Raw genomic sequence first — 25,142 nt, forward strand, 5'->3', positions numbered from 1 at the left:
TACTTAGCAGTAGCCAAACAACGACGACCTAAACGAAACAAAAAAATCCAAGCCCTTAAAAAACAACTGCAATATATTAAAAGAAACCTCGCTCATATTGAACAGCTAATCGACTCAGATGCCACCCTACAAAGTCTGACCAAGAAGCAATATAAAACCTTGCTAGTTCTCACAGAAGTCTATCGGCAACAACTTTGGTTATTTGAAAATAAAAAACCGAGTATATCGGACAGAATAGTAAGTTTAAGCCAACCCCACATCCGTCCCATTGTCAGAGGGAAAGCAGGGAAACCTGTAGAGTTTGGAGCCAAACTGTCAGCGAGTTGCTTTGAAGGATATGTATTTTTAGACCGGATAAGTTGGGATAACTTTAATGAATCAGGAGACTTAAAAGCACTCATTTGAAGCATTTAAAATTTACACAGGATACTATCCAGAATCAGTCCACGCAGATCGCATTTATCGAAGCGCGAGAAAATCGAGCTTGGTGTAAAGAAAGAGGAATTAGAATTAGTGGCCCCCCTTTAGGAAGGCCACCAGCAAATGTCAGTAAGGAAACAAAGAAACAAGCCTCAGAAGATGAGAGAATTAGAAATGCGATTGAGGGCAAATTTGGGACTTGCGAAAAAGAAGATTTAGCCTGAATCGGGTGATGACAAAACTTGATAATACTTCGGAAACAGCCATTGCCCAAACTTTTTTAGTAATTAACCTTTCTACCTGGTTAAGACGGGTTTTTTGTGCGTTTTTATGTCACAAACCGAAAATCACACCTATTTATGGTTTAATGATTATTAAAAGCTATAACTGGGCAAGTTATAGTCAACAAAAAGTTATGTCTCCCCGAGCTTGAATTGCCAATCAAGTGCGATGCCTACGGCTGGCTACGCCTACGCGATTTTTCTTAACTTATTCAGCAAGCCCTAAATTAAAATTCATCACTATCACTGTATTGATTGCTATATTTTACGCCATAAACTCAGGAGAGCTTTCCTTCTGCCTCCTGCCTTCTACCTCCTGCCTAAAAACTCCAACTTCTACCTTGGCTGCTTTCATTGAGATGCTCCCTACATATAGCAACCGCCTTGGCGGCGCCGGAGGAGATCGATTGCTGAAACCCTTGCTCTGATTACGTCTGCCTCCTGCCTCCTGCCTTCTACCTCCTGCCTCCTGCTATAGCTTCGCGCTCTGGTGCGATCGGGCGATCGACAAAATTGCTGTAGGGAAACCGCACTACCGTTTCTTGACTGCCGTTTTCTTACCCGCAGTTTTTTTTAAAGTCGCATAAATTTTCAGTAAATACCGATCTACACACTAGCCAAACCCAAAGTTAAAATATACCCAATAAAAAATAGCTCCTCCTAGCTGTTTTTTGGGCCAGCTAAATATCAGGGAGTGCATCTACGTGTCAATAAATAAAATGCTAAAAGGCAGAGCCACTACACCTGCCCCAGGTTTTACCATGATTGAGCTATTGATAATTATTTTAATCATAGGAATATTTAGTGCGATCGTCGCCCCCTCTTGGCTAATGTTTATCAACAACCACCGTTTAAAGGTATCGCTCGATCGAGCTTATTGGGCAATGGAACTTGCACACAGCAACGCCAAACGATCCAAAATTTCATGGCAAGCCAGCTTCAAACAAGTAGGAGAAAATGTACAAATAGCCGTTCACCCAGCCGACATTCCCCCAGGCCAAGTACCAGCCAGTCAATGGAAAAACCTAGAACCGCAAATTCAAATAGATACAAATGAAACAACAGTGCTCCAAGTAAATGAAAACAACGAGCAAAAAACAAACGGCACAATCCGGCGAGTCATGTTCAACCATCGAGGTTGCCCCGTATCTCGAAGCGACCACGACTGCACGCTAACGAGTATAAGAGCCAAAGGAACCCTAACACTATATCATCCCAACTTAAGAAAGAGCCAACGCTGCATCATCATCTCCACTCTTTTAGGACATAAACGCACCTCCCAAAGACAATTAAAACCCAACGAAAACAAAAGATATTGTTACTGACAGGGCGATGAATTATGTTGGGGGTAGGGAAACGGCATTGCCGTGTCCTCAATAGCCGTGTTTTCGAGCGTCAAATTCGAGCGTCAATTCCTGACGCAACATCTCATATCATTTCCGGTTACACTCCTTATGATGTTGACGGTTGACGGGTGACGGTTGACGGTCATTGGTGACAAGTTAAGACTTAATTGCATTTGTCAATCAGTAATATTACTCAAAAAACTGCTTTTTTAGGAGTGGAAAATTCACGATTTGAGAGAAAGTAGGTATAAATATCACCCTCGGCATGATTCCTAAACCGCCCAAATCTCAGTTTTATGCCCAAAATCCGAGTAAATGTTGAGTATAATTGCTGATTGACAAATCCTTTCTTAGCTTAACTTGTTACCAATGGTTGACGGTTGACGGTTGACAGTGAACAGTCAACAGTGAACAGTCAACAGTGAACAGTCAACAGTGAACAGTCAACAGTGAACTCGGATTTACTATTCCGATGCTAACGGATTTGATATCAGATATAATCAACTACTTCTTACTCGGCGCAATCTTCTCAATAGAAATCAACGCCTCCATCACCGACTCCACAATCGGCGCCGCCACCGTACCCCCCGAAGAACCCTCTTTAGGCTCATCAATCACCGCCAGCACCACATACCGAGGAGCCTCCACAGGCATGATCCCCACAAAGCTAGTAATAATCGCCTTGTCAGAATAACCCCCACCAGCATTAGCTTTTTGAGCCGTACCCGTTTTTCCAGCAATCCGATACCCAGGAATTTGTGCAGCTTTCCCCGTACCACCATCAACCACAGTTTCCATCATTTCTAACACCTGCTTAGTAGTTTCCGGCGAAAAAACCTGCTTCGGAACCGGCCTGGGAAGCTTCCAATAAGCTTCACCATCTCTATCAAAAAGTCCCCGCACAACATGAGGAGTCACCAACTTGCCGCCGTTAGCCAAAGCGCCGTTAAGTTGCACCAACTGCATCGGAGTTATCGAAAAACCTTGCCCAAAAGCCGTAGTAGCAACTTCCACCGGAGAGTTAATAAATTGCTCTCGATTTTTAAGCTGACTGGTTACTTCAAAAGGCAAATCTGTTCCCGCAGTTTGTCCGAGTCCGAGTTTTTCTAAAGCTTGATAGTAAAGAGAAGGTTTCATGGTTCTCATGATGTGTACCATCCCCACATTGCTAGAATGTTTCAAAATCTCAGTAACAGTGGAAGGGCCGCGCGCGCCTACGATTTTGTAATCGGAATTTTGGATAGTCCAGGGATTCATGTAAATCCGACCTTCATCGTTAAACACAGTATTAGGTTTCACCGCACCCGCTTCCAGAGCGATCGCCACATTAATCGCTTTAAAAGTCGAACCAGGCTCATAAACATCAGTGACAGCCCAATTTTTATAGCGCGACAAATCGAAATTAAAATATTGATTCGGGTCATAAGAAGGTTCCGCTACCACTGACAGCAATTCCCCGTTACGGGCATCCATCACAATCACTGTGCCCCGCTTCGCATTGTGTTGCTTCATTTTTTCCTTGAGAGCAACTCGCGCAGCCCGCTGCAAGCGACTGTCGATCGTCAATTGCAATTTCAAGTCATCAAGCTGCACAAATCCCGCCGTCAGCCGATCGGGAACCCAATTCCCATTGCTCGACCTGCTAAACTGAATCGACGGCATCGATCGTTCCAACAAATTCTGCTGGCTGTATTCCACCCCGGCTTGTCCCTTCCGTTCCCCGTCCACATAACCGAGGATATCCGCCGCCAACTCCTGCTGCGGGTAAAAACGCTGCTGCTGACGCAGCAACTCCAAGCCATCCACCAGACTCTCTTTAATTTGCATCCCAGCGACGCGATCGGCAACCTCTTGAGGCAGAGAGTCCGCAATTGTAATACCGCTTTCAGCAAGATTAAACCTGCGTATCAGTTCAGTTTCCGACGTAGTGCCCGGAGTCAGTTCGATCGCCAACATCGGAGCCAATTTAGCAGCAATTTCCGCCTTCGAGTGGTTAAACAACTTCGGGTGAGCGTAGAGCGTGTACACCTGTCTGTCGATCGCCAAAACATTCCCTGCGCGGTCAACTATCGGGCGTCTGGGCACAAACGGCTTCGTTTTGAGAGTTTGCTGCTGAAGAGCCTGTTTACGCAGCGCCGGAGCTCGCGTCACCTGCAAATAAAACAAATTCACAGCCAGCCCCAGCCCCCCCAGCATCAACACCGCCCACACGGCCCACAAACGGAACTTGCTGCGCTTTAAACGCTCCACCGGTCGCCCCCAAGATGCAGCCGTCTGTTGTGGCGATCGGCCGAAACTGCCCGAAGCTCTAGGTTTGGCTGGTTTTTCCCACCCAGTACGCGCGGCGAAGCTATCCCGTAGGGAATCGCCCGCCTGTTTTGTGCGTTTGAAATTCGGCGATCTGTAGCGGTCAAAACGGGGGTCGTAGCTCATGGCATTAAAAATTCAATAGCAAGTTAGAGCGTTTTAGAATTTAGAATTTATAACTTAAATGTTAAAAGAGAAAATTCACGACTTGGGAATTGGCAATCCGTATCAGGGTTTGGATCACACCTACAGTTGCCTTCTGTTTTTTGAAGTGGTGTTAATTATTTTTAACTTTTAACTTCCGGTTGCAAGCAGAAAATCGATCGCGACTTGCAAAAAAGCCAAAAAGGAAATTATATCCTCCAATTCTCAGGCCCTCGGACACTCAGGCCCGGAGGGCGCTCTCCGCTTTGACACAGGTTTAATAGCCCAGCGGTGTTTCCACACCGCCTCCCTTCTTGAGAGCGGGCTCAGAATTTGGTGCCGCAACGGGCGATCGGGTTTCAGGGGCCGGCTGCAAGAAAATCGTGTCCCCAGGATTCTGCCGAGCCAAACCGGTTTCGGGATTTTGGGCTTCTTTAGCAAGTTGGTGTTTCAAGACTTCGCTAGAAGCACTCAATTGCTGTTCCCGGAGACGCAGAGTTTCCAATTTTTGATACTCCTGACTCCAGCGCTGCTCGCCGTAAACTGTCAAGCCGTAGAGACTCAGAGCACCGCCCAAAAGCATAACTGCTACCACTGAGGAGGCGCGCTGTGCCTGCAGGAGCGATCGCAACCACACTGGCTGCTGCTGGCGATTGGGCAGGACTTTCAGCACCGATGCGGACGATCGAGCAATAGCCTGTTCTTCGGCTGGCGAGTAGTTGGGCAATACCGGCCCTGTCTTCGCCCGCCTAGCTCTGGCAATAGAAGTAACTTTGCTTTTGGCTGGGCCAGCAGCGGGCTTGCGGGTCGATCGGGAGCGGGGAGAATCGGGGGATCTGATAGCAGCGGTCATAGAGTTCACCAATACGTAAAGTGGGGTAGCTTCAGCTTGATTGAGCTTAAGAGTTTTTTTTCAAGGGCGAGCGCCAGTTGTGGCAATCTGGGTTCGATCGGTTATCCTTACCAAGGATACCTCACAAGCCAACCAACCCATCCTACCACTGGTCTCTTTGACTTCAGGATTTGCCAAAAAAAAGAAATCTTTGCTGGTTAGCGATAATCTATGTGAAATTTATTAATAAATGCAGTATTGTAATCAACGAGCGAATCGTTGAGCTATTCGTGCCAGCATTGTTTCTCAAGTACACTATTCCCTTCCTTGCGATGGGTTTTCAATGTTAAGGAGTTTTTATGAACAAGGGATTAATTCGTTTGACTTTGGTCGTGGGCTTGGCAGTAGCCCTCGGCGCCTGCGGAGGAGATACCACCACCCCCAGCTCCCCTAGCCCCTCTCCGGGCGGCACTGGTGGCACTGGCACTACTACTACTCCCCCTGCTTCTTCTGCATCTCCAAAGTCCACTCCTGGGACTGGTGCAACTACTACCCCTGCCCCTTCTCCTAAAAAGTCTCCCTAACTAGGGCGATCCGAGAGTGTTGGCCCAACGAGCCTAGCCTCCAGGTGAAAAATCGTTCGCTCCTCGCATTTTTTCATCTCAGAGGTCTAGGTCTCAAGTTGGGTGTTAGTTGTAGTCTGATGCTTTTACTACTGTTCCGTACATCCCCTTACTGCAGCAAAGTCCGCTTAGCGCTGGGTTACAAGGGCATCCCCTTTGAAGTGGAAAACTTGACTCCCGGGCTGCCGGTTTTGAAACTCAAGTCTCTGACGAGAGGTTTGAAGACAGTGCCCGTGCTGCTGCCTCAACTCGAAGGTCAATCGATTTTAGATTTTAGATTTTAGATTTTAGAGGCGACCCCACGGATAAATGCGGGGGCTCTTCTGATTTTCGATTTTCGATTTTGGATTGATTCCACGGATAAATCACGTGGCGGGTACCACCTTTGAAATTCTTGGTCAACCGGAGGCGAGCGCAGACGCGACGAAAATTTTGCACGATCGAGTCTCGTTTTCCTTCCCCGCCACTGTTGCCCGCAGACGAGAGGAAAGTAAGCTGAGGCTTCGATGATCGAATACAGGCTCGATGAAAGCATCGACATTGCTACTCGATGTGTTTACTGCGAGTTTCGCGCCGCTGCGGGCAAGCAAATCGACCCGTCTGTTTTGAGCCAGTTTAGTGATTCAATTGGCCTCGCGCCACTGCGGTATTAACCAGGCGTCGGCAAAACTCGCTCCAGTTGCGCCTGAGTGCTGCTTTAAACCTATTGCACCGTCTAATTACTAGAAAACGGAATATTGGAGTATACTGGAGTGATTCTATATATTAGAGTGTTCTAGTAATGTATCTGTCCCCAGCTCAAGCACAGGAAAAATACGGCTACCACCCTAAAACATTAGCAGATTGGGCGGATGACGGCAAAATCGAATACATCCGCTCCAAAGGAGGTCATCGCCGCTACCTAGAGTCCAGTATTGTCGGGAAATCAGGCTTGCAGGAAACTACCGGATTGGTAATCATTTATGCCGCTCGTCTCAACTCATTGGCAGAAAAACGATTTAGAGTCTCAAGCTACAGCCCTCAAAGCTAATCGGCAAGGCAACTTAATTCGAGAGATCGGCTCTGGGATGAATTTTAAGCGCAAGAAATTCATTAAATTGATGGAGCGAGTTGGACACGGAGAAATATCTGAAATTGTTGTCGCTCACAAAGATCGTCTGTGCCGATTTGGATTTGAATTTGTGGAATGGTACTGCTCTCAAAATGGCTGCAAAATAACTGTTTTAGGCAAAACCGACCTATCCCCTCACGCTGAATTGATGCAGGACTTTATGAGCGTCATGCACTGCTTTAGTAGCCGCCTTTATTTTCTGAGGCGTTACAAAGACCCGATCAGTAAAGAAGAAATAACGACTAACGAAAAATCTGCGGAACCCATTGACGAATCGGAGTGTATAGGAGTATCAGTCTAAAATGCTCAAACGCCAAAAAGGATATTCAATCGCAACAAAATCAGTTAAAGCGAAATTGATTCGCTCAAAGTTTGATATGCAGGAAACCAAGGATGCTTACAACGAAATAGTGCATTTTTATTTCCTGTTAATTGCCGAAAATCCTCAAGGCGTTAGTATTCCCGTTCAATCTAATGGTGGTTGGCGATACTACGAACTACTGACTGCTGGTCATCAGTTTATCAATGGTTTCCCTTCCCCATTGAAAAGAGCTGCAATTCGACAAGCCATCGGCGCTTACGAAAGTTGGAATTCTACCTACCAAAAATGGTTAAATCGGCCGAAGCGGATGAGGCATCATAAACCTCCTATCCATCCTAGAGCGTTCCGGTTCAACCCGCAGTACGATTCAGGGATGTGGAAAGAGGATGATGGCTTTTCCATTGTTTTGAAGATGCGAGCTGGAGATGCGTGGAAGTGGGTTAAACATCAATACCAATGCCCTCATATCTCAGCGGAATGGGTAAAAGGTTCTCCCAGGATTCAGGTACAAAACGGTTCTTTGTGGATCGTTTTTCCACTAGAAAAGTATGTTCCTGCAACGGGAGGTATCAAGGGACTCATGTCTAAATCCGCATTTAGAACCTGCGGAGTTGATATGGATATCGACAAGTTTATCATCATTGCAACCGTTCTAGAAACCAACGACAGAGGCGAAACGACTGAGATCGCTAGACACTTTATCAACCAGTCGCGTCATATAGCTCGTAGGAAGCGGGATCTAGGAAGAATTGCAATCAAGATGAGAAAATCCAAAATAGTGAGTCGCGGTTTTGCTAAATCAAAATGGGACTCAATAACGGCTAGAGAAATTGACTTTTCTAGGGTTGTTTCAAGGAGGCTTGTTGAATTCGCGAAGCACTGGAAAGCGGATGTAATTAGTTTTGAACACCTGGGTAATCTTCGCCCCAAAAAAGGTAAATTTTCTAGGCGGTCAAATCAAAAACGCGCTTACTGGCTCAAGGGAAAGGTTTTTGAACAAGTCAAGCGGATTGCGTATCAAGATTATGCCATATTGACAACTCGTGTTAGTCCGATGAACACGAGCCGTCTTAGTCCGTGGGGAGATCCACTTTGGAGAGGAGTTAAATTTCCTGCTAGCCCACTTGAATTTGAGGACTATCAATCTGGGGCGGCATTAGTGGCAACTGTTAATGGTTACAAAACTCATTCTGGATTAAATGCCGCCCGCAATGTAGCGTTAAAAGCAATCCAGCGCAACATCCCAGAGGCGGAGCTCAATCTTAAAAGCCTTAAGTAGTAATACTTGAGGTGTGCAATCAAACTAGAACGGTGTTAGCGACTGCCACTTTGATTGTATTAGGCCAGGGTAAACTGCCTAAAAATTCCTACCTTACTACGCTCCACTTGGTTGGGACTAGCTCCCACAAACTAAAGGACGCGACTACAGAGGAGTTGCAAAAGTGAACTTTATTGGGAATGTCGTGTTTCGCTCCGACTTACTCCATTTATGGGTTACTCGCTGGTAGGATGGTGCTAGTTTCGTAGGCGATGCCTTGAGCATGGCAGATATTGCTTGCTGCTGTCGCCATGCTGAGTCCTTTAGCTTTAGATTCCTCAATACCGAGTTAAGCATCCTTCGCTGTTTGAGCGTATTGCCCAAATTCACGGACTTTGTGGGCAAACCCCGCCTCCGAGATGTGAAAGTCTACCGATCGGGCGATCGTCCCTGCCTGAAAATTCCAGGTAAACTATTAACTGCTCCCCAACACTTACAGGGTTGACTCTCCGGGAGTGGCAAATCGACAAGAGTTTAAAAATATCCCTTATCACATATAAAAAAATAAGTCAAGGATATTTGGGAAAAAATATAAATTTTTCAATTTGTTTTAACTACCAGCCGGGAAGTCCCTCGGTATATTTAGAGGGGACACATCTGAGCGCTGCGCGAAGTACCCCGAATAAATTACGCCCGCGTGATGGAAAGAAGCGTCGGGTGGAGGGACGGAAACCGACAATTAGACTTAGCCACTATGAATTAATCTTGGGAAGTATCTTGATTTTCGATGTACTTCCTAAGTGTTGAAAGGGTAATCTTTGGTGTGGCATTTTGGACATACACAAACTATACTATGCAAAGGTCGAAAAAAGAAAGTTAAAAAATGCAACTCACTTACAAATACCGCCTCAAACCCACAAAAGCCCAACTAACAACGATGGTGGCTCACCTAGAGCTCTGTCGTCGGCAGTACAACTACCGACTTGGCGATAGATTTAGGTGGTGGTCAGCCACGAGAACACCTATCAACGCCTGCCCCTTGATTGTTTCGATAGTCCCTGTGGAGGAGATTTATCAAAATATTCCTTTGACGAGAGTGCAAACTAGGGATGGTAGAAAAAAGGATGAGTCGGGCAATCCTTTGACCAGGAAAGGTGATGTTTTATCGAACATTGAAGGCGGATATGTACAGTGGCAAACCATACAACTGGCTGACCGGAAAAACACAAAAAAGCTATTTCCTGATTATAAAGTGTTGGACTCTCAGCTTTTGCAAGATGTCGTCAACAAAGTGGAAACTTCCTTTTCAAATTTCACCACGCCCGACAAAAATGGTAATCGTAGAGGTAAGCCCAGATTCAAAGGGCTTCATTACTACAAATCTTTCACTTATCCTCAACTAGACAATCTTGATATTGTCAAGGACGAGCAAAATAGGATTTGTATTGATCTGGCAAAAATAGGTCAAGTACCTATGGTTTTCCACCGTCCAATACCAACAAGGTTCACAGTTAAGACGGGAACAGTTATCAGAGAAGCTGATGGGTGGTATATCTCCCTGACGCTAGAAGATAAAACAGTTCCCGTAACGGTTGCAGAAATTCAACCGACGGTCGAAAATACTGTTGGCATCGATCTGGGAATCACTAATTACCTCTATCTTTCCAATGGCGAGAGAGTTGAGAATCCTAGGTTTTTGAGGAAGTCGATCCAGAAATTGGCAAAACTTCAAGCGAAGTTAGCTAATAGAGTCAAGGGTTCTAAGCCTTGGAAGATTATCAAGGACAAGGTTTCCAAACTCCATCAGTTTGTAGCTAGAGCTAGATTAGATTTTCAATTCAAAACTGCACATGAGTTCTTCGGTAAATGTGATGTTTTAGTTGTTGAAGACTTGAGTGTTAAGAATCTAACTAGACGTGCCAAGCCCAAGACTGACATTAAAGATGGTAATTTGGTTTATTTGCCGAACGGCCAGTCCGCAAAAAGTGGCTTGAATAAATCCATGCTTGATGCTGCTCATGGGCAATTCGCCAGCGTCCTAAAATATGTCGCCGGGAAATTGGGTAAAAGCATTTTGTTTGTCTCTCCAAGAGGAACTTCTCAACATTGCTGGAATTGCCTCAACAAAGTACCGAAAGAATTGTCGGAGCGCTGGCATTCTTGTCAATGCGGAGAATCTTTGGATCGAGATAAAAACTCAGCTAAGCTTATAAAGAGAATTGGTCTAAGTTACGAAAGTGGCGGGGGAACTCCGTCACTCAAAAAAGCCTTTGAACAAAAGGAAAAAGAAGCCTGCGGTCTAACTGTAGTCAGTTTACCGTCAGGTTCGTTCACCGAAAAACGAGCGAGAAGCCCCTGACTTTAGGCATGGGGAGGACAGCGGCAGCGACTTCAGTCGCATTAAAATCCCCTTTCGGGGTTGGAGAGGTATGGTTGCCTCAAAGCGTGAGGTATGGTTGCCTCAAACTCCCTTGCGGGGTAATGTTAGCTTCGCCAATGTTTTAAGAGCTTGCGCCGGCTAGCAGCACGTCCTTAACCCTTGTACAGATGTTTAACCACTAGCGACAGAGCGGAAAACTAGCTTCGCATTCAAGGAGTGTCGTGACTCAAAAAACGTAGTCAGTAAAGACTTAGGCTGGTAAGGTAAGCTCTCGATTCAATCCCGCTCAAAGAGCCGGACAGTCTTAAAAGCCTCCGCCTTTAGGCGTGGGGTTCCTTACTATTTCTATACTTAGGAATGAGAATTAAATAAAATCCACTTTTCCTGTTTGTTGTGGGATGGGCGTCCCGCCCGTCCTTTCTGGGCGGGCGGGACGCCCATCCCACAAGAAAAAAGGGAAATTATTTAATTGACGATCCTTAGATGTTAGCAGTAAAACCCCAGCTCGGCCGTCGGCAAGGCAACAGCCTGCTGTGTGTGCAAGGACGCGGGCTGGATCTGCAGCAGTCAAGATCGTGCTAATCAGTGGTAGGATCAGCAATCAAAAATGTATCGAAATGTAAAGTGCAGCGCCGCTCTAGGTTTTGAAAGCCATTTAGTTAAAAGATTGAGGTAAGTAGTTTTATGCCCGCGACCGTCCCCTTTGAACAGATTGACCGCATTGTTTGGAATCAGCACCACGATCCATTTGAAGTGCTAGGCCCTCATGCGATCGAAGAAAATGGCAAAAAAGTCTGGGTCGTCCGAGCTTATCTGCCGAATGCGGATGCGGTATCGGTAGTTTTGCCGGAAGCCAGGGCCGAATACTCGATGAAATCAGAGCATCACCCTCACTTTTTTGAATGTACGATCGACACCCCAGAACTAGCAAACTATCAATTGCGGGTCAAAGAAGGGGAACACGAGCGCTTCATCTACGATCCCTACGCCTTCCGATCGCCCAAACTCACAGAATTCGACCAGCACCTATTCTCAGAAGGCAATCACCACCGCATTTACGAAAAACTCGGGGCGCACCTCACCGAAGTAGGCGGCATCACAGGAGTATATTTTGCCGTTTGGGCCCCGAATGCCCGCAATGTCTCTGTTTTAGGAGATTTCAACTATTGGGACGGCCGCAAACATCAAATGCGGAAATCGCAAAACGGCATCTGGGAATTATTTATTCCGGGACTATCCGTGGGAACTTCCTACAAATACGAAGTGAAAAACCAAGACGGACATCCCTACGAAAAGTCCGATCCTTACGGTTTCCAGCAAGAAGTGCGGCCGAAAACAGCATCAATTGTCACCGACTTAAGCACCTACACTTGGAATGACAGCGCTTGGATCGAAAAGCGGCGGCACACAGACCCACTGACGCAGCCGGTTTCGGTTTACGAATGCCACATCGGTTCTTGGCTGCACGCCGCTACTGACGAACCCGCCGTGCTACCAAATGGGGAAATACAACCCGCCGTGCAGGTTTCGGAACTCAATCCTGGGGCGCGCTTTCTGACTTACCGGGAATTAGCCGATCGGCTGATACCCTACGTCAAAGATTTGGGATTCACCCACATCGAAATGCTGCCCATCGCCGAACATCCTTTCGACGGTTCTTGGGGCTATCAAGTCACCGGTTATTTCGCCCCAACCTCCCGCTACGGCACACCTGAAGATTTCATGTATTTTGTTGACCAGTGCCACGCCAACGGCATTGGCGTACTGGTGGACTGGGTACCGGGACATTTCCCCAAAGACGGCCACGGCTTGGCTTTCTTTGACGGAACTCACTTGTACGAACACGCCGACTCCCGCAAGGGCGAGCACAAAGAGTGGGGAACCCTAGTATTTAACTACGGCCGCAACGAAGTGCGGAATTTCCTAGTATCAAACGCTCTGTTCTGGTTTGACAAGTACCACATCGACGGGATTCGCGTAGATGCCGTAGCCTCCATGCTTTATTTGGATTACTGCCGCGAACCGGGAGAATGGCTGACCAACCAGTACGGGGGCCGGGAAAATATCGAGGCGGCAGATTTTCTGCGTCAGGCGAATCACGTCATTTTTAGCTATTTCCCAGGGGCGTTGTCGATCGCCGAAGAATCTACCTCTTGGCCGATGGTATCTTGGCCGACCTATGTAGGCGGTTTGGGTTTCAACCTGAAGTGGAACATGGGTTGGATGCACGATATGCTCGACTATTACCACATGGACCCGTGGTTCCGCCAGTTCCACCAGAACAACATAACTTTCAGTATGTGGTACAACCACAGCGAGAATTTCATGCTGGCTTTGTCCCACGATGAAGTAGTGCACGGCAAAGCCCACATCATCGGGAAAATGCCAGGGGACGAATGGCAAAAGTTTGCAAACGTGCGGTGTTTGTTTACTTTTATGTTTGCTCATCCCGGCAAGAAAACGATCTTTATGGGGATGGAGTTCGGCCAGTGGCACGAGTGGAACGTTTGGGGGGATTTGCAGTGGCAGTTGCTGCAATTCGAGCCTCACCAAAAGTTGAAGCTGTTTTTTAAAGATTTGAACCATTTGTACCGCAGCGAAACGGCACTTTACAGTCAAGATTTTGCTGAGGATGGGTTTGAGTGGATTGATTGCAGCGACAATCGACACAGCGTCGTGGCATTTGTGCGCCGAGAGAAGGATGGCGACGAGTTTGTGGTGACGGTGTGCAATTTTACGCCGCAGCCGCACTCTCACTATCGCGTAGGAGTGCCGGAACCTGGTTTCTATACGGAGTTGTTTAACAGCGACGCGCGGGAATACGGCGGTAGCAATATGGGGAATTTGGGGGGCAAGTGGACTGAGGAGTGGTGGTTCCACAACAGTGCTTATTCGATCGACTTGTGTTTGCCACCTTTGGGGGTGTTGATCTTAAAGCTCGATCGGGCAAAAACAACAGCCAAATCTCAAGAGTTTTAAGTTGTGAGTCGTGAGAGTTTTGAGTTAAGAATCAAAGCTTTATTAAACCTAAAACTTTGAGGGCATTCAAAAACCCGGTTTCTTGGACAAACCGGGTTTTTTCTGTTTTGTTGTTGTGGCCAAAGAATGAAGTTCTGCAACGGATTCGCTTTCTTCGGATTTAAGGAATTTAATATTAATTCCGGTTGCATCGGAATGATTTAGGATCGTCAATTAAATAATTTCCCTTTTTTCTTGTGGGATGGGCGTCCCGCCCGCCCAGAAAGGACGGGCGGGACGCCCATCCCACAACAAACAGGAAAAGTGGATTTTATTTAATTCTCATTCCTTAACCGCAGAGTACGCAGAGTTCACAGAGGAAGAGAAGAGAGAGATGAATAATTTCGGTGCACACCGAAAGGATATAATACCACTTCTAAATACTTAGGCTACCCATCGAGTTCGATCGGCGGGGGAACCGCGAGGGTATAAGTTCCAAATACTACCGCTAGGCCAGCGTACCTCTTACCAATTTTTAAGTTCGAGTATCGGAAGCGCCAAGATTATAAGAAACTTTTGACGGCTCAACTGTTACTACTTCCGAAATAGATTGTTCTGCCGCTACCTCTAAAGTTGGCAGTGGTAGATGCTTCATTTCCCAAACTTTCAGCAAAATTAGATATTCATAAAAAGCTTGCAGCGTGCACCAAGCCAATCCTGCTTGGCCGTCAAGAAATCCGCCCAGTAAAATATACATATAGAAAAAGCGCACCACAGGCCGCAAAGGCAAGCGCAAAGAAAAATCTTTCAAAGCGCGACGCCTTTCCACCTCCGATGCGCCAAACAATAAATCCCACCAATTTACTTGACCGGCTTCTAATTGACGGAGAGTTTCAGCCGCCTCGTCATTCGAGTAGCGGTTGTGCTTTTCAATCCAGCGGGAAAGACCTTTGCTGCAAGTATAGTGAGGGTAAGTTTCCTTCAAAAAGTGAGTAGGCCCGTTGCAGACTTCCCGTTCAGTGTGACCGTAGTCAGTAAACCACACTCGGTCTTTGCGAAAGAGACGCATTTGATAACGGGGATATTGAGTGCTGCGGCGAATCCAGCGCTCCATAAATATTACTTTTTCAGCTACGTAATAGCCGATATATTCTTGACTTTCGATCGCCTTTAAGCATTCAGCAAACAGTGCAGGCGTCATCCGCTCGTCAGCTTCGAGGATGTAAACCCATTCGTACTTGCACGGGACTTCTTGGAGCATCCAAGTCCGCTGGCGTCCGTGAGTTTCAAAGCGGTGCTGCACTGTTTGCACGGCATAGTTCTGAACAATCTCAAGGGTGCGATCGGTGCTGAAAGAATCAACTACAATGATATCGTCACAAAGCAGTGCAGATTCAATGCAAGCGGCGATATCAATCTCTTCGTTGTAAGTCAGAATATAAATTGAGAACATTCCCAGCTTTGAGTAAGGGCAAACTATTGGGTAAACAAACTATTTCTCAGGGATGTCTCGACCCGCGCGATCCCTGCCAGCGCTGGTCAATTTTTGCGGCGGCCGAACCGCAGAATTCCCATACTTCTCAATCCCGTCCAACCAACAGTAATGTAGCCTATCGCTAACAACAAACTGTTGATTCCCGTCTGCAAACTCGAATTTCTCGATCGAGTTCTTAACTCTTTCTCTTTTTGTTGCTTGCGGGTGCGAATCTCGTTGCGAGCTTGAGTGGGAAGTGATTGAGCTTGCTGTTCCAGGAACTTGTCGAGGGCTTTCGGGTCATTTTTCGACTCCTCAAGCACAGCTTTCAATTCCTTGGGAACCTCTGGACTCTTGAGTGCTTGTTGCAGCTTCCCGTCGTCTTGCAGCAGCGCCCCTATCTGGCTGCGACGCTCGCTTTTGAGCTGTTCTACCTGAGCTTTAAATTGAGGGCTTTTAAGTTGTGCCTCAAGCTGACCTTCCGCTTGTCCCGCTTCTTGATCGACTTGAGCCAGAGCATCCTTGAGTTCCAAACGAGTATTGTTGAGGTGAACGGGAACCAGAGATAGGTAAACTAGACCTAACAAGCTGGAAATCAACAGCGCCCAGAATCGCAAGTCCAGCCAAACGTTGCGTCGCTCAATAGAGACTCCACTGCTGCTGTCAACCCAAAAGCCAGTCATCAGGAGGGCGATACCGATCAAAGGAATAATGCCCTTGTCAACTATCTGAGTTGCAGCAGTCAACTGCCAGCCTCGATTGAGAAGGTCTGAAGTTTCTCCCGGCAGCGACAGAACAATGCAGTCAAGCAAAGCAGAGAGAATCAAGATAATCCCGACTACTTTGAGAGTTCGAGCAGCTACTGAAGAAAATTGACGGCTATTACTTGCTTTCATAATTCGTGTTAGATAATTCTACACCGTTAGATTCAAGGGGGTAGTTGAGTGGATTTTGTTGAACGAGTTTAGCTATTTTCCACCAAAATAGCTGCTTCGGGTACCGAACTCGACTTTCCTCTGGGTTTTCACAGGCTGCGGTTGCGACCCAAAAGGTCGAGTTTCTGCACAGCTATATAGAGTTGGACACAGGAGGCTGTGCGCTTCTGGGTTGGCTGTAAAGCTTGGTCAAGATAGCGCCCAGAAACTGCAGCAAGCAACTGCTGGCTTCTTCTCTAGTCTGACGAATCCAGCGTAAAGATGAGCTCTGCACGCTTGGGTTCGGTGCTTTTAACTAGCTTTCGCTCGCGCGGCGGTGTCAGAAATAAGAGACACAGGAGGAGCGCGTTTTGTTGGGTCTCACCCCTAGGGCTCTCACTCCCCGATCGCCTGCCCGATGCGGTGGAACTCTCATCCCTTGTCTTATAGTAATTGATATAAGAGAGGGCGGGAATAAATAATTGTTTACCAACCTTTTTAACCTCGAATTACCAACAGCAGGATATGGCAGTCACAGATAGACGAGTAGCTATTTTTTACGGGGGATTATGTTTTATAAATCAGCTTAACATTCGGTAATTTTTACTGAGATATTCTGGCTTGTAAGTTACCAAACACTAATTAATAGTTACTCATAAGCAAGTATTAATCAGTGGCAGATTGACTGATTTATTTTTTAATAACGCAAGTGCAAACTCTCACATTTTTTGGTAGGATAAATTTGAGCGCTGTTCAAATTGGGTGGTAATGACTGCAATGATTTCTGATGTTTATACGTTGAGAGAACTTGAAAGATCGATCGCATCCGATCCGGACAAGTGGCGTCCGATCGTGTTTACTAACGGGTGCTTCGATATCCTGCACTGCGGTCACGTCCGCTATTTGCAGGCGGCAAAAAATTTGGGGCGATCGCTCGTGGTGGGATTGAATAGCGACGCCAGCGTGCAAGCTATCAAACCGCAGCAGCCGGGATTGCCACCCCGCCCGATCGTACCGGAAAATCAGCGAGCCGAAGTGTTAGCAGCCCTCAAACCAGTAGACGCTGTAGTAATTTTTTCCGAAATTACAGCAACTAAACTGATAAATATCCTGAAGCCTGATATATACGTTAAAGGAGGCGACTATCAAGTCGAAACTCTGCCGGAAGCACCGGCCGTTATCGCCGGAGGTGGCAAGATTTCCTTAATCGAAATAGAAGTTCCGAGTTCTACCAGTGCGATCGTCAAACGCATTTTGCAGTTAGGTACTTAACCCTCGATCGCAAACAGCAAACAGTGAGCTAAACTCAGAAGTTGCCCCATCAAAAAACACGCTTGGTGCGATAGCTCGTACAACTTCATCCCAATTGCTAAGCAGGAGATAATTTTAATGGAACTCACAAGCAATAACACGATCGCGGAAATCCTACAAAGACACAAAGCAGAGTTACTAGCAGACTGGCTCAAAGAACTGCAAAATACCGGGCTGCGGCGGGACGACTTGATGAGAGCCAAAGAATTGCGCTCCGAGTGTCAAGAGTTCCTGCAATTGCTCCACATTGCAGTCGGACACGGTAACTTTAGCGACATCCAGACACCCGAATGGGAAAATATGCGGGTGTTACTAGCAGAAGTTTCGCGATCGCGCGTTCAGAGAGGCTTTACTCCCTCAGAGATAGCGAGTTTCATTTTATGCTTCAAAAAGCCATTGTTCGATCGGCTTTGTCATGAACTGACAGAAAACCGCGACGCACTTGTCGAACAACTTTGGCTTTCCACCAGTTTATTAGACCAGCTTGGCCTTTGGGTGACAGAAATTTTTCTGAAAGCTCGCGAAGAAGTCATCGAACGCCAACAGCAAGAAATGCTCGAATTGTCAACACCCGTAGTCAAACTTTGGCAAGGCATTCTCGCTTTACCAATGATCGGGACTCTCGACAGTGCCCGCACTCAAATAGTCATGGAAACTCTGTTGCAGGAAATCATGGAAAGCGGCTCAGAATTTGCGATTTTAGACATTACAGGCGTGCCGACTGTTGACACTTTAGTTGCTCAACATTTATTAAAAACTGTAGCAGCCGCCCGTTTAATGGGTACTGAGTGCATCATCAGTGGCATTCGCCCGCAAATAGCTCAAACCATAGTTCACTTGGGAGTTGACTTGCAGGATATTCTCACAAAAGCTACTTTAGCAGATGCTTTTAAAGTTGCGTTGCAACGCCAAGGTTTAACTATAAAAAATATTAAAGAGGAAAAATAAACATATTGCAGTCTGAGATGAAAATTTTAGTAAAGCTTAACACATAGGTGAATTTGTGGAACGAATACCGATCCTTCAAATGGGAGAATTTTTGCTAGTAACAATTCAAGTAGATATGCACGATCGCTTAGCAATGACGCTGCAAGATGACCTGACAAACCGCATTGTCAAAACAGGCGTCAAAGGTGTGTTGATAGAAATTTCTTCCCTAGAAATTGTGGATTCTTTTATCGGTCGCATTATCAACAATATCGCTAGTATGTCACGAATTTTAGATGCGGAAACAGTTGTGGTCGGGATGCAGCCAGCGGTTGCTATTACGCTCGTTGAGTTGGGGCTTTCCCTGACAGGAGTTCGCACAGCTTTAAGCGTTGAAAAGGGCATGATTTTGTTAAGAAAATCCTTGGGGTTTTCTGTTGACAAGGAAGATTAATTGTCCCCAGACTGAGGCACAGGCAGTCAAGAAACCTAGTTTGTTTGTAGATACCTTGTTGACAAACCGAAGATTTCTTAGGACAGGGCTTACGCACTCAAGGGGGTTAAATCAAGGGTTTGAGATTCCTGCACTATGTTCTCTTTTGAGAGAAAATCGTAGTAAGTGCGTAAGTCCTATTAGGAGAAACTAAGTTGATGAGTGTAAGTCCTATATTTTGGGGAGAAGTTCTATTTTGGTACAGTAGCCGCCATGTCAAAACGTGAGACACTAGAAATCCGATCGTCATCCGATATAGTCCACGTCCGACAGCAAGTGCGAACTTGGGCTGTAGCAATGGGATTCGGTTTACTAGACCAAACGAAAATCGTTACCGCAGCCAGCGAACTCGCCCGCAATACTGTAGAGTACGGCAAAGGGGGAACTGTAACTCTCGAAACGCTGCAATTAGGCACTCGCAAAGGGCTGAGGCTGATTTTTGAAGACAAGGGCCCGGGAATTCCAGACATCGAATTGGCAATGACTGACGGTTATACTTCTAATCACGGTTTGGGTTTGGGGCTCAGTGGTTCCAAGCGGTTGATGCACGAATTTGAGATTGTTTCCAAAGTCGGTAAGGGGACTAAAATTGCGATCGTCCGCTGGCGGTGAGTAAGTAATACGATTTGAGAGTTGAGATTTTAGATTAAAGCATTGGGAAGGACGGAGGACGATCGGGGTTTGGAGCTTGCGTATAGTTGTATTATTTTTTTAATTGGTATAAATAGCAACCAGCACAGCCAAGAAGTGATTCTTGGCATCCCACACCATACCCGGAGAGGGTTGGCCTATGGAGGATTTCATTATGAGAACTGATAAAAAATGATAGATGCCGTAGCCCTGCCCGTAACAGAAGAAAGTCAAGTGGGAGAAGCGCGCCGAATTGCAGTCGCCCTCGCGACGGAAGTCGGATTTAACGAGACCGATCGCGGTAAAGTGGCAATTGTTACCACGGAAGCCGCAAAAAACCTGGTCAAGCACGCCCGCGAAGGAGAACTTTTGCTGCGAACATTAAAAACAGCGACAGGATATAGCATTGAAATAGTAGCGCTAGACCGCGGCGAAGGAATGGCAAATGTCGCGCTGTGTCTGCGGGACGGTTTTTCTACAGCGGGAAGCCCTGGAACTGGACTGGGGGCAATTCAACGCCTCTCTACTTTTTTTGATATTCATTCTGTACCAAAACTGGGGACAGCCTTATTAGCGCGGCTGGAACCGACCCAAAATAGCCGGGAAGCATCCCCAAACAGCAATTACTTGGAATTTGGGGTCGTCCACTTACCGAAAGCAGGAGAGCAAATTTGCGGGGATTCGTGGGCGACGGAAAATCACCTTGACAAAAACCTGATCTTAGTTGCAGACGGGCTCGGCTACGGGGATTTGGCGGAGGAAGCGTCTGGCGAAGCAGTGCGTGTATTTGAGGAAAACGCCAAACTCGGGCCGAAAGCAATTTTAGAGAAGGCGCACGCTGCTTTAAAAAATACCAGAGGAGCGGCTGCGGCGATCGCCCAAATCGATCGTACCCAACAAACAGTTTGTTTTGCCGGAATTGGCAACATCAGCGGTGTAGTTGTCACAGATAACCAAAGCCGCAGCATGGTTTCCTACAACGGCACAGTTGGACATATGATGCGAAAAGTAGCAGAATTTGTTTATCCTTGGTCGCAGCAGTCCCTACTCATCATGCACTCCGACGGTTTGGCGGCGCAGTGGAATTTAAACCGCTACCCGGGTTTATCCTCCAGACATCCTGCTTTAATCGCAGCCGTGCTCTACCGGGACTTCAAACGCACTCGCGATGACATGACAGTTATAGTAGCCAAGGTAAGAGAAGCAGCGTGAGTTACCCAATCCTGACGACGGAAGTCCGTTTTGAACAAGACATCGTACAAGTACGCCAAAGAGCTCGCCAAATTGCCGCATGGCTGGGATTCGATTCCCAAGTACAAACCCGCATCGCCACAGCAGTTTCCGAAATTGCCCGCAATGCTTTCAAATATGCAGGCGGCGGCAAAGTAGAATTCATTGTAGAGGGAGAATCGCCCCAAATTTTTCGGACTCGGATTTCCGACACCGGGCCGGGAATTGCTGATTTACCGGCTGTGTTAAGCCCGAATTTTCGATCGCAAACCGGCGCGGGACTCGGTTTAGCAGCAGCGAAACGGTTGATGGACGAAGTGAAAATCGACTCTCGGCCCGATCGCGGAACGGCTGTACAATTAATTAAGCAGTTTTCCAAACATATGCCTGCGCTGAGTGCGATCGAACTAAATCAATTAGTTGACAAACTAGCGCGCCAAATTCCCGAAGATCCCTATGCCGAAATTCAGCAGCAAAATCAAGAATTACTACGCACTTTAGACGAACTCCGCCAGCGTCAAGAAGAACTCGTACAATTAAATCAACAGCTAGAAGATACCAATCGCGGAGTCCTGGCACTTTACGCTGAATTGAACGATAAGGCCGAATCTCTCCGGCGCGCCAGCGAACTCAAAACCAGCTTTCTCTCCAATATGAGCCACGAGTTTCGCACTCCGCTAACGGCAATTATGAGCCTTTCGGAAATATTGTTAAATCGCCTCGACGGAGAACTTTCAGCCGAACAGGACAAGCAAGTAAATTACATTTACAAATCCGCCGAGTCTCTCGCAGAACTTGTCAACGACTCGTTAGATTTAGCCAAAGTGGAAGCCGGAAAACTAACTGTTCGCTTGGCTGATTTTGAAGTCGAAGATTTGTTCAGCGCCCTGCGAGGAATGATGCGCCCCCTGCTTCCCCAAAACTCTGCCGTTTCTCTAATTTTTGAAGATACTCTCGAACTTCCAATCCTCACAACCGACGAGGGAAAAGTTTCTCAGATTTTGCGAAATCTGATTTCTAATGCCCTCAAATTTACCGAAGCAGGTGAAGTTCGAGTTGCTGCGGAAATAGGAGAGGAGGGGACAGTTACTTTTTCAGTAGCAGATACGGGCATGGGTATTCCCCCAGCCGACCAAAGGCGGATTTTTGAAGAATTTGTCCAAATAGAAAATCCCTTGCAGAAGGGCGTAAAAGGCACGGGATTGGGATTGTCTCTGTGCAAAAAACTGGCGGAATTTCTAGGGGGAAGTATTGAAATCCAAAGTTCGCCTGGAGTGGGTTCGACTTTTTTTGTCACACTGCCAATTCTGTATCCTGGAGAGGAAGAAAACCCTTTGGAAATGTCCGCTGCTAAGGCAGATGAAATACCGCTGACAAGCGCGAATTCTCGTAGCTTGCGGGGTTCCGAATCATCGCCAGCGGGGGATTCAGCAGCCAAAGTTTTGATTGGGGAGGATGAAGATAGTTTTTCGGTATTTGCTGAAAAACTTGCTGGCAGAAATTCATTGTACTGCGATATAGGTCGCCGACGGCGCTGAAGCAGGGCGGTTTCATTATCACGAAAATCAGGCTTTTGTAGGGGTAGTGCCCCCGTGCCTACCCCCCCGTGCCTACCCCCCCGTGCCTACCCCCCCACAGACGACTTCACAGGCGTTTGGGACATGGGGGCAGCCACGGGGGGCAGCCCCTACAAGAGAATGAAACAGCCCTGGGTGCTGAAGGTTGGGGTTCGGCTGCTCGGGAGCATCTCACCTTTGCAGCCCTCCGCTAGAAATTGGAGTTTTGAGGCAGGAGGCAGGAGGCAGGAGGCAGAAGGAAAGAGGCAGAAGGAAAGAGGCAGAAGGAAAGAAGAAGAAGGAAGGAGCCAGAAGAAGGAAGGAGCCAGAAGAAGTATTTTTACAAATATGAGATGCTCCCGGCTGCTCTTTGAGCAACCGCAAGCAATTTTTATCGACATTATCATAGCGTATCTGACCGAATTTGAGGTTTTGGAAGGGTTTAAATGCGATCGAACTACTTGTCAAATACCTGCTATCGTGATGAAAAATATTATTGCGATGCGAAGGGAAACGATATCAGGAATTGTAGCTGTTGAGAACAGAAGTCCGATGCTGCGAACCTAATTATATTTTTTTCACCGAATTTTATATGGTTCGTAAGAGAGTTAATTTATACACGACAAGATTTATTGAATTTGCAACAGCATTTAACCTTTGTGCTGTAAAATGTAGCAGTTCTCAGTTGCCGACTATATAGTAGGGACTTACCGAGGGCCTGTTTTCGTGTCGGCGAGCGGCTAAAATCCATGATAAATCTCGTTCTTAGCAAAGTCTCGATTAATAAAAATAATGCAACAGTAGGCCAGTAATCCAAACCCATACCAAATAAGCCATTCCCAATTCTAAAATCTAAAATCTAAAATCTAAAATGGTATGACTTTCATCTCCCTTCAATATGCGCTGTTTCTGTTAGTTTTGTTCGCGGCTTACTGGTCGGTTCCGCTGCGGTGGTGGCGGCTGTTCATCATGTTGGCGGGTAGTTTGATTTTTTATGCTTCGCTGCAAATTTGGTACATTCCTCTGCTGTTAGTCGGTGCTTTGTTTAATTACTGCTTGGCGATGGCGATTGGGGAACCTCTGGATTGGCGGATTGCTAATGAATCTTGGAACCGCCGCCGTTTGTTGCTGCTGTGGATAGGCATTTGTCTGAATGTGTTGCTGCTTCTGGGCTTTAAGTATGTGCCTTTTTTATTGAGTTCGATCGGCACTTTGTTAAATTGGCCTGTAGCTATCGACGGGGCTGACTGGGTGAAAAGTCACGTCATTGCACCCCTGGGATTGAGTTTCTTTTGCTTTGAGTGCATTGCTTATTTGATTGACGTGTACCGAGGCGCGCCTGCTGCTACTTCGCTGCTGCACTTTGCTGCTTACAAGTTGTTTTTTCCCAAACTGATTTCCGGCCCGATTACTCGGTATCACAACTTGATCTATCAACTGAAAACCCAGCAATTTCCGACGCCCGATCGCATTTCTGAGGGACTTTGGACGATCGCCTTTGGTGCAGTAAAAAAAGGTCTTTTCGCAGATAACTTGGGAATTTATGTCGATTTAAGCTTTACCAACTTGCAGCGGGCGGGTAGCGAGGATTTGTGGCTGGCGATTTTGGCTTACGGGCTGCAACTTTATCTCGATTTTAGTGGCTATGTTGACATGGCGCGCGGTACTGCTTTGCTGCTGGGTTGGTACTTGCCACCAAATTTTGATTTTCCTTATTTTAGTGCCAGCATAGCTGATTTTTGGCGACGCTGGCACATGACTTTAGGCGATTGGCTACGCAATTATTTGTATTTTCCTTTGGGCGGTTCGCGAGTCGGTTTGTGGCGCACTTGTCTGAATTTGTCGATCGTGATGTTAATTGCGGGAATTTGGCACGGGGCAGCTTGGGGATTTATTGTGTGGGGGGGTTTACACGGTTTAGCTTTGGCGGTTCACAGGCTGACTGATGTGCTGTTTAAGCGGTTGCGGATTGAGTTTTTGTGGGAAAATCCGATCGGTATTGCGATCGGTTGGCTGTGGACTCAGGCGATGGTTTTTGGTAGTTGGATATTTTTCCGACTTCCCGATTTAAAGGATTCTGGATGGGCGATTTCGCATTTGTGGGGACACACTGCTGATGTGCAGTTTGCTGAGAAAGTTTATGTAGAAGCTTTGGGTTTAGATAGAGTGAGTTTAGCTTGGATGTTGGCTGCTTTGGCTGTGGCGATGCTGGGGAATTATGCGTTGAGTCGGGGTTTGAAATTGGAGTTAAATTGGCCGATGAAATTGGTGTTAGTGCCGCTTTGTTTGTATGCGGTTTGGCTGTTGGCTCCCGAAGGCGGTTTGCCTTATATTTATTTTGATTTTTAGGGTATTGTTTAATTCGCCTTCTGAACAGGCTTTCCGGCCTGTTCCACAAAGAGTAGATTTTCTTGTGGAACAGGCCGGAAAGCCTGTTCTTGACAAGGGTGCAAGATGTCAGTGGAAGTGATTACCCGCTACCTATTAGTGTCAACTTAAGCTTTTAGTCCGCCAGTCCTCCCGCTCACCCAACAGTCCGCCAGGGAATGAATTCCCTGTCTCATAGCTAAAGTCCTCTCAAAGAGGACTGAAGAACTCATTAGTCCTCATAGCGAGGAATTTCGC

The 25,142-nt window shown here is 46.7% G+C and carries 21 protein-coding genes and 1 pseudogene; 18 read left to right on the forward strand and 4 right to left on the reverse strand.

Annotated elements, in window-relative coordinates; genetic code table 11:
* Both QT990_RS29365 and QT990_RS29370 read left to right on the forward strand, forming a co-directional pair.
* Positions 1-853: pseudogene (locus QT990_RS29365) on the forward strand (transposase); the annotation flags it as partial.
* 567 nt (positions 854-1,420) lie between these two features.
* Complete coding sequence (locus tag QT990_RS29370) at positions 1,421-2,026, forward strand: transcriptional regulator (protein WP_333466095.1); 606 nt, start codon at positions 1,421-1,423, stop codon at positions 2,024-2,026.
* A 525-nt stretch (positions 2,027-2,551) separates the two neighbouring features.
* Here QT990_RS29370 and QT990_RS29375 read toward each other — a convergent pair.
* Together QT990_RS29375 and QT990_RS29380 are read right to left on the reverse strand one after the other, a co-directional pair.
* On the reverse strand, positions 2,552-4,480 hold the full coding sequence (locus QT990_RS29375) for a penicillin-binding protein 2 (RefSeq protein WP_333310414.1): 1,929 nt from the start codon (positions 4,478-4,480) through the stop codon (positions 2,552-2,554).
* A gap of 295 nt (positions 4,481-4,775) precedes the next feature.
* The gene (locus QT990_RS29380; protein ID WP_333411146.1) at positions 4,776-5,351 is read right to left on the reverse strand and encodes a hypothetical protein; all 576 of its coding nucleotides are present in this window, start codon (positions 5,349-5,351) and stop codon (positions 4,776-4,778) included.
* A 338-nt stretch (positions 5,352-5,689) separates the two neighbouring features.
* Between QT990_RS29380 and QT990_RS29385 the strand changes: the two genes are divergently transcribed.
* The 8 genes from QT990_RS29385 to glgB all read left to right on the forward strand — a co-directional run bounded on the left by QT990_RS29385 (position 5,690) and on the right by glgB (position 14,003).
* Entirely contained in the window at positions 5,690-5,914 is a 225-nt protein-coding gene (locus QT990_RS29385; protein WP_333147593.1) for a serine protease, read from the forward strand.
* Positions 5,915-6,033: 119 nt separating this feature from the next.
* Positions 6,034-6,237 carry a glutathione S-transferase N-terminal domain-containing protein gene (locus tag QT990_RS29390; RefSeq protein ID WP_333147591.1) on the forward strand — a complete coding sequence of 68 codons (204 nt, stop codon included), beginning with the start codon at positions 6,034-6,036 and terminating at the stop codon, positions 6,235-6,237.
* A gap of 497 nt (positions 6,238-6,734) precedes the next feature.
* Positions 6,735-6,983 (forward strand): helix-turn-helix domain-containing protein, encoded by a 249-nt coding sequence (locus QT990_RS29395; protein WP_333411145.1) that lies wholly within the window; start codon positions 6,735-6,737, stop codon positions 6,981-6,983.
* Entirely contained in the window at positions 6,916-7,365 is a 450-nt protein-coding gene (locus QT990_RS29400; protein WP_333411144.1) for an IS607 family transposase, read from the forward strand. Before QT990_RS29395 ends, QT990_RS29400 begins: the two co-directional genes overlap by 68 nt.
* 76 nt (positions 7,366-7,441) lie before the next feature.
* The gene (locus QT990_RS29405; RefSeq protein WP_333411143.1) at positions 7,442-8,665 is read left to right on the forward strand and encodes a hypothetical protein; all 1,224 of its coding nucleotides are present in this window, start codon (positions 7,442-7,444) and stop codon (positions 8,663-8,665) included.
* A gap of 262 nt (positions 8,666-8,927) precedes the next feature.
* Entirely contained in the window at positions 8,928-9,149 is a 222-nt protein-coding gene (locus QT990_RS29410; RefSeq protein WP_333411142.1) for a hypothetical protein, read from the forward strand.
* Between the two features lie 378 nt (positions 9,150-9,527).
* The gene (locus QT990_RS29415) at positions 9,528-11,003 is read left to right on the forward strand and encodes a transposase (protein WP_333466096.1); all 1,476 of its coding nucleotides are present in this window, start codon (positions 9,528-9,530) and stop codon (positions 11,001-11,003) included.
* A 705-nt stretch (positions 11,004-11,708) separates the two neighbouring features.
* A complete protein-coding gene (gene glgB / locus QT990_RS29420; protein WP_333413445.1) occupies positions 11,709-14,003 on the forward strand; it encodes a 1,4-alpha-glucan branching enzyme in 2,295 nt (764 codons plus the stop codon).
* Positions 14,004-14,517: 514 nt separating this feature from the next.
* Here glgB and QT990_RS29425 read toward each other — a convergent pair.
* Together QT990_RS29425 and hpsJ-B are read right to left on the reverse strand one after the other, a co-directional pair.
* On the reverse strand, positions 14,518-15,435 hold the full coding sequence (locus QT990_RS29425) for a glycosyltransferase family 2 protein (protein ID WP_333148064.1): 918 nt from the start codon (positions 15,433-15,435) through the stop codon (positions 14,518-14,520).
* An 86-nt stretch (positions 15,436-15,521) separates the two neighbouring features.
* Positions 15,522-16,352 carry a hormogonium polysaccharide biosynthesis protein HpsJ gene (hpsJ-B, locus tag QT990_RS29430; protein ID WP_333148063.1) on the reverse strand — a complete coding sequence of 277 codons (831 nt, stop codon included), beginning with the start codon at positions 16,350-16,352 and terminating at the stop codon, positions 15,522-15,524.
* 795 nt (positions 16,353-17,147) lie between these two features.
* On the opposite strand from hpsJ-B, the gene rfaE2 reads away from it, so the two are divergent.
* The 8 genes from rfaE2 to QT990_RS29470 all read left to right on the forward strand — a co-directional run bounded on the left by rfaE2 (position 17,148) and on the right by QT990_RS29470 (position 24,866).
* Positions 17,148-17,642, forward strand: a complete 495-nt coding sequence (gene rfaE2 / locus QT990_RS29435; RefSeq protein WP_333314212.1) for a D-glycero-beta-D-manno-heptose 1-phosphate adenylyltransferase — start codon at positions 17,148-17,150, stop codon at positions 17,640-17,642.
* Positions 17,643-17,759: 117 nt separating this feature from the next.
* Positions 17,760-18,629, forward strand: a complete 870-nt coding sequence (locus QT990_RS29440) for an STAS domain-containing protein (protein ID WP_333207056.1) — start codon at positions 17,760-17,762, stop codon at positions 18,627-18,629.
* 55 nt (positions 18,630-18,684) lie between these two features.
* Entirely contained in the window at positions 18,685-19,062 is a 378-nt protein-coding gene (locus QT990_RS29445) for an STAS domain-containing protein (protein WP_333148057.1), read from the forward strand.
* 252 nt (positions 19,063-19,314) lie between these two features.
* A complete protein-coding gene (locus QT990_RS29450; RefSeq protein WP_333108114.1) occupies positions 19,315-19,713 on the forward strand; it encodes an anti-sigma regulatory factor in 399 nt (132 codons plus the stop codon).
* Positions 19,714-19,923: 210 nt separating this feature from the next.
* Complete coding sequence (locus tag QT990_RS29455) at positions 19,924-20,943, forward strand: ATP-binding SpoIIE family protein phosphatase (RefSeq protein ID WP_333148055.1); 1,020 nt, start codon at positions 19,924-19,926, stop codon at positions 20,941-20,943.
* Complete coding sequence (locus QT990_RS29460; RefSeq protein WP_333148053.1) at positions 20,940-22,499, forward strand: ATP-binding protein; 1,560 nt, start codon at positions 20,940-20,942, stop codon at positions 22,497-22,499. The genes QT990_RS29455 and QT990_RS29460 overlap by 4 nt, the downstream gene beginning before the upstream one ends.
* A 159-nt stretch (positions 22,500-22,658) precedes the next feature.
* Positions 22,659-23,084: a hypothetical protein gene (locus tag QT990_RS29465; protein ID WP_333466097.1), complete on the forward strand. Its 426-nt coding sequence runs from the start codon at positions 22,659-22,661 to the stop codon at positions 23,082-23,084.
* Positions 23,085-23,393: 309 nt separating this feature from the next.
* Positions 23,394-24,866: an MBOAT family protein gene (locus tag QT990_RS29470; RefSeq protein WP_333146165.1), complete on the forward strand. Its 1,473-nt coding sequence runs from the start codon at positions 23,394-23,396 to the stop codon at positions 24,864-24,866.
* The last annotated feature ends 276 nt before the right edge of the window (positions 24,867-25,142 follow it).

Origin of the sequence: Microcoleus sp. T3_B1, assembly GCF_036700445.1 — a bacterium.
Taxonomy (GTDB): Bacteria; Cyanobacteriota; Cyanobacteriia; order Cyanobacteriales; family Microcoleaceae; genus Microcoleus.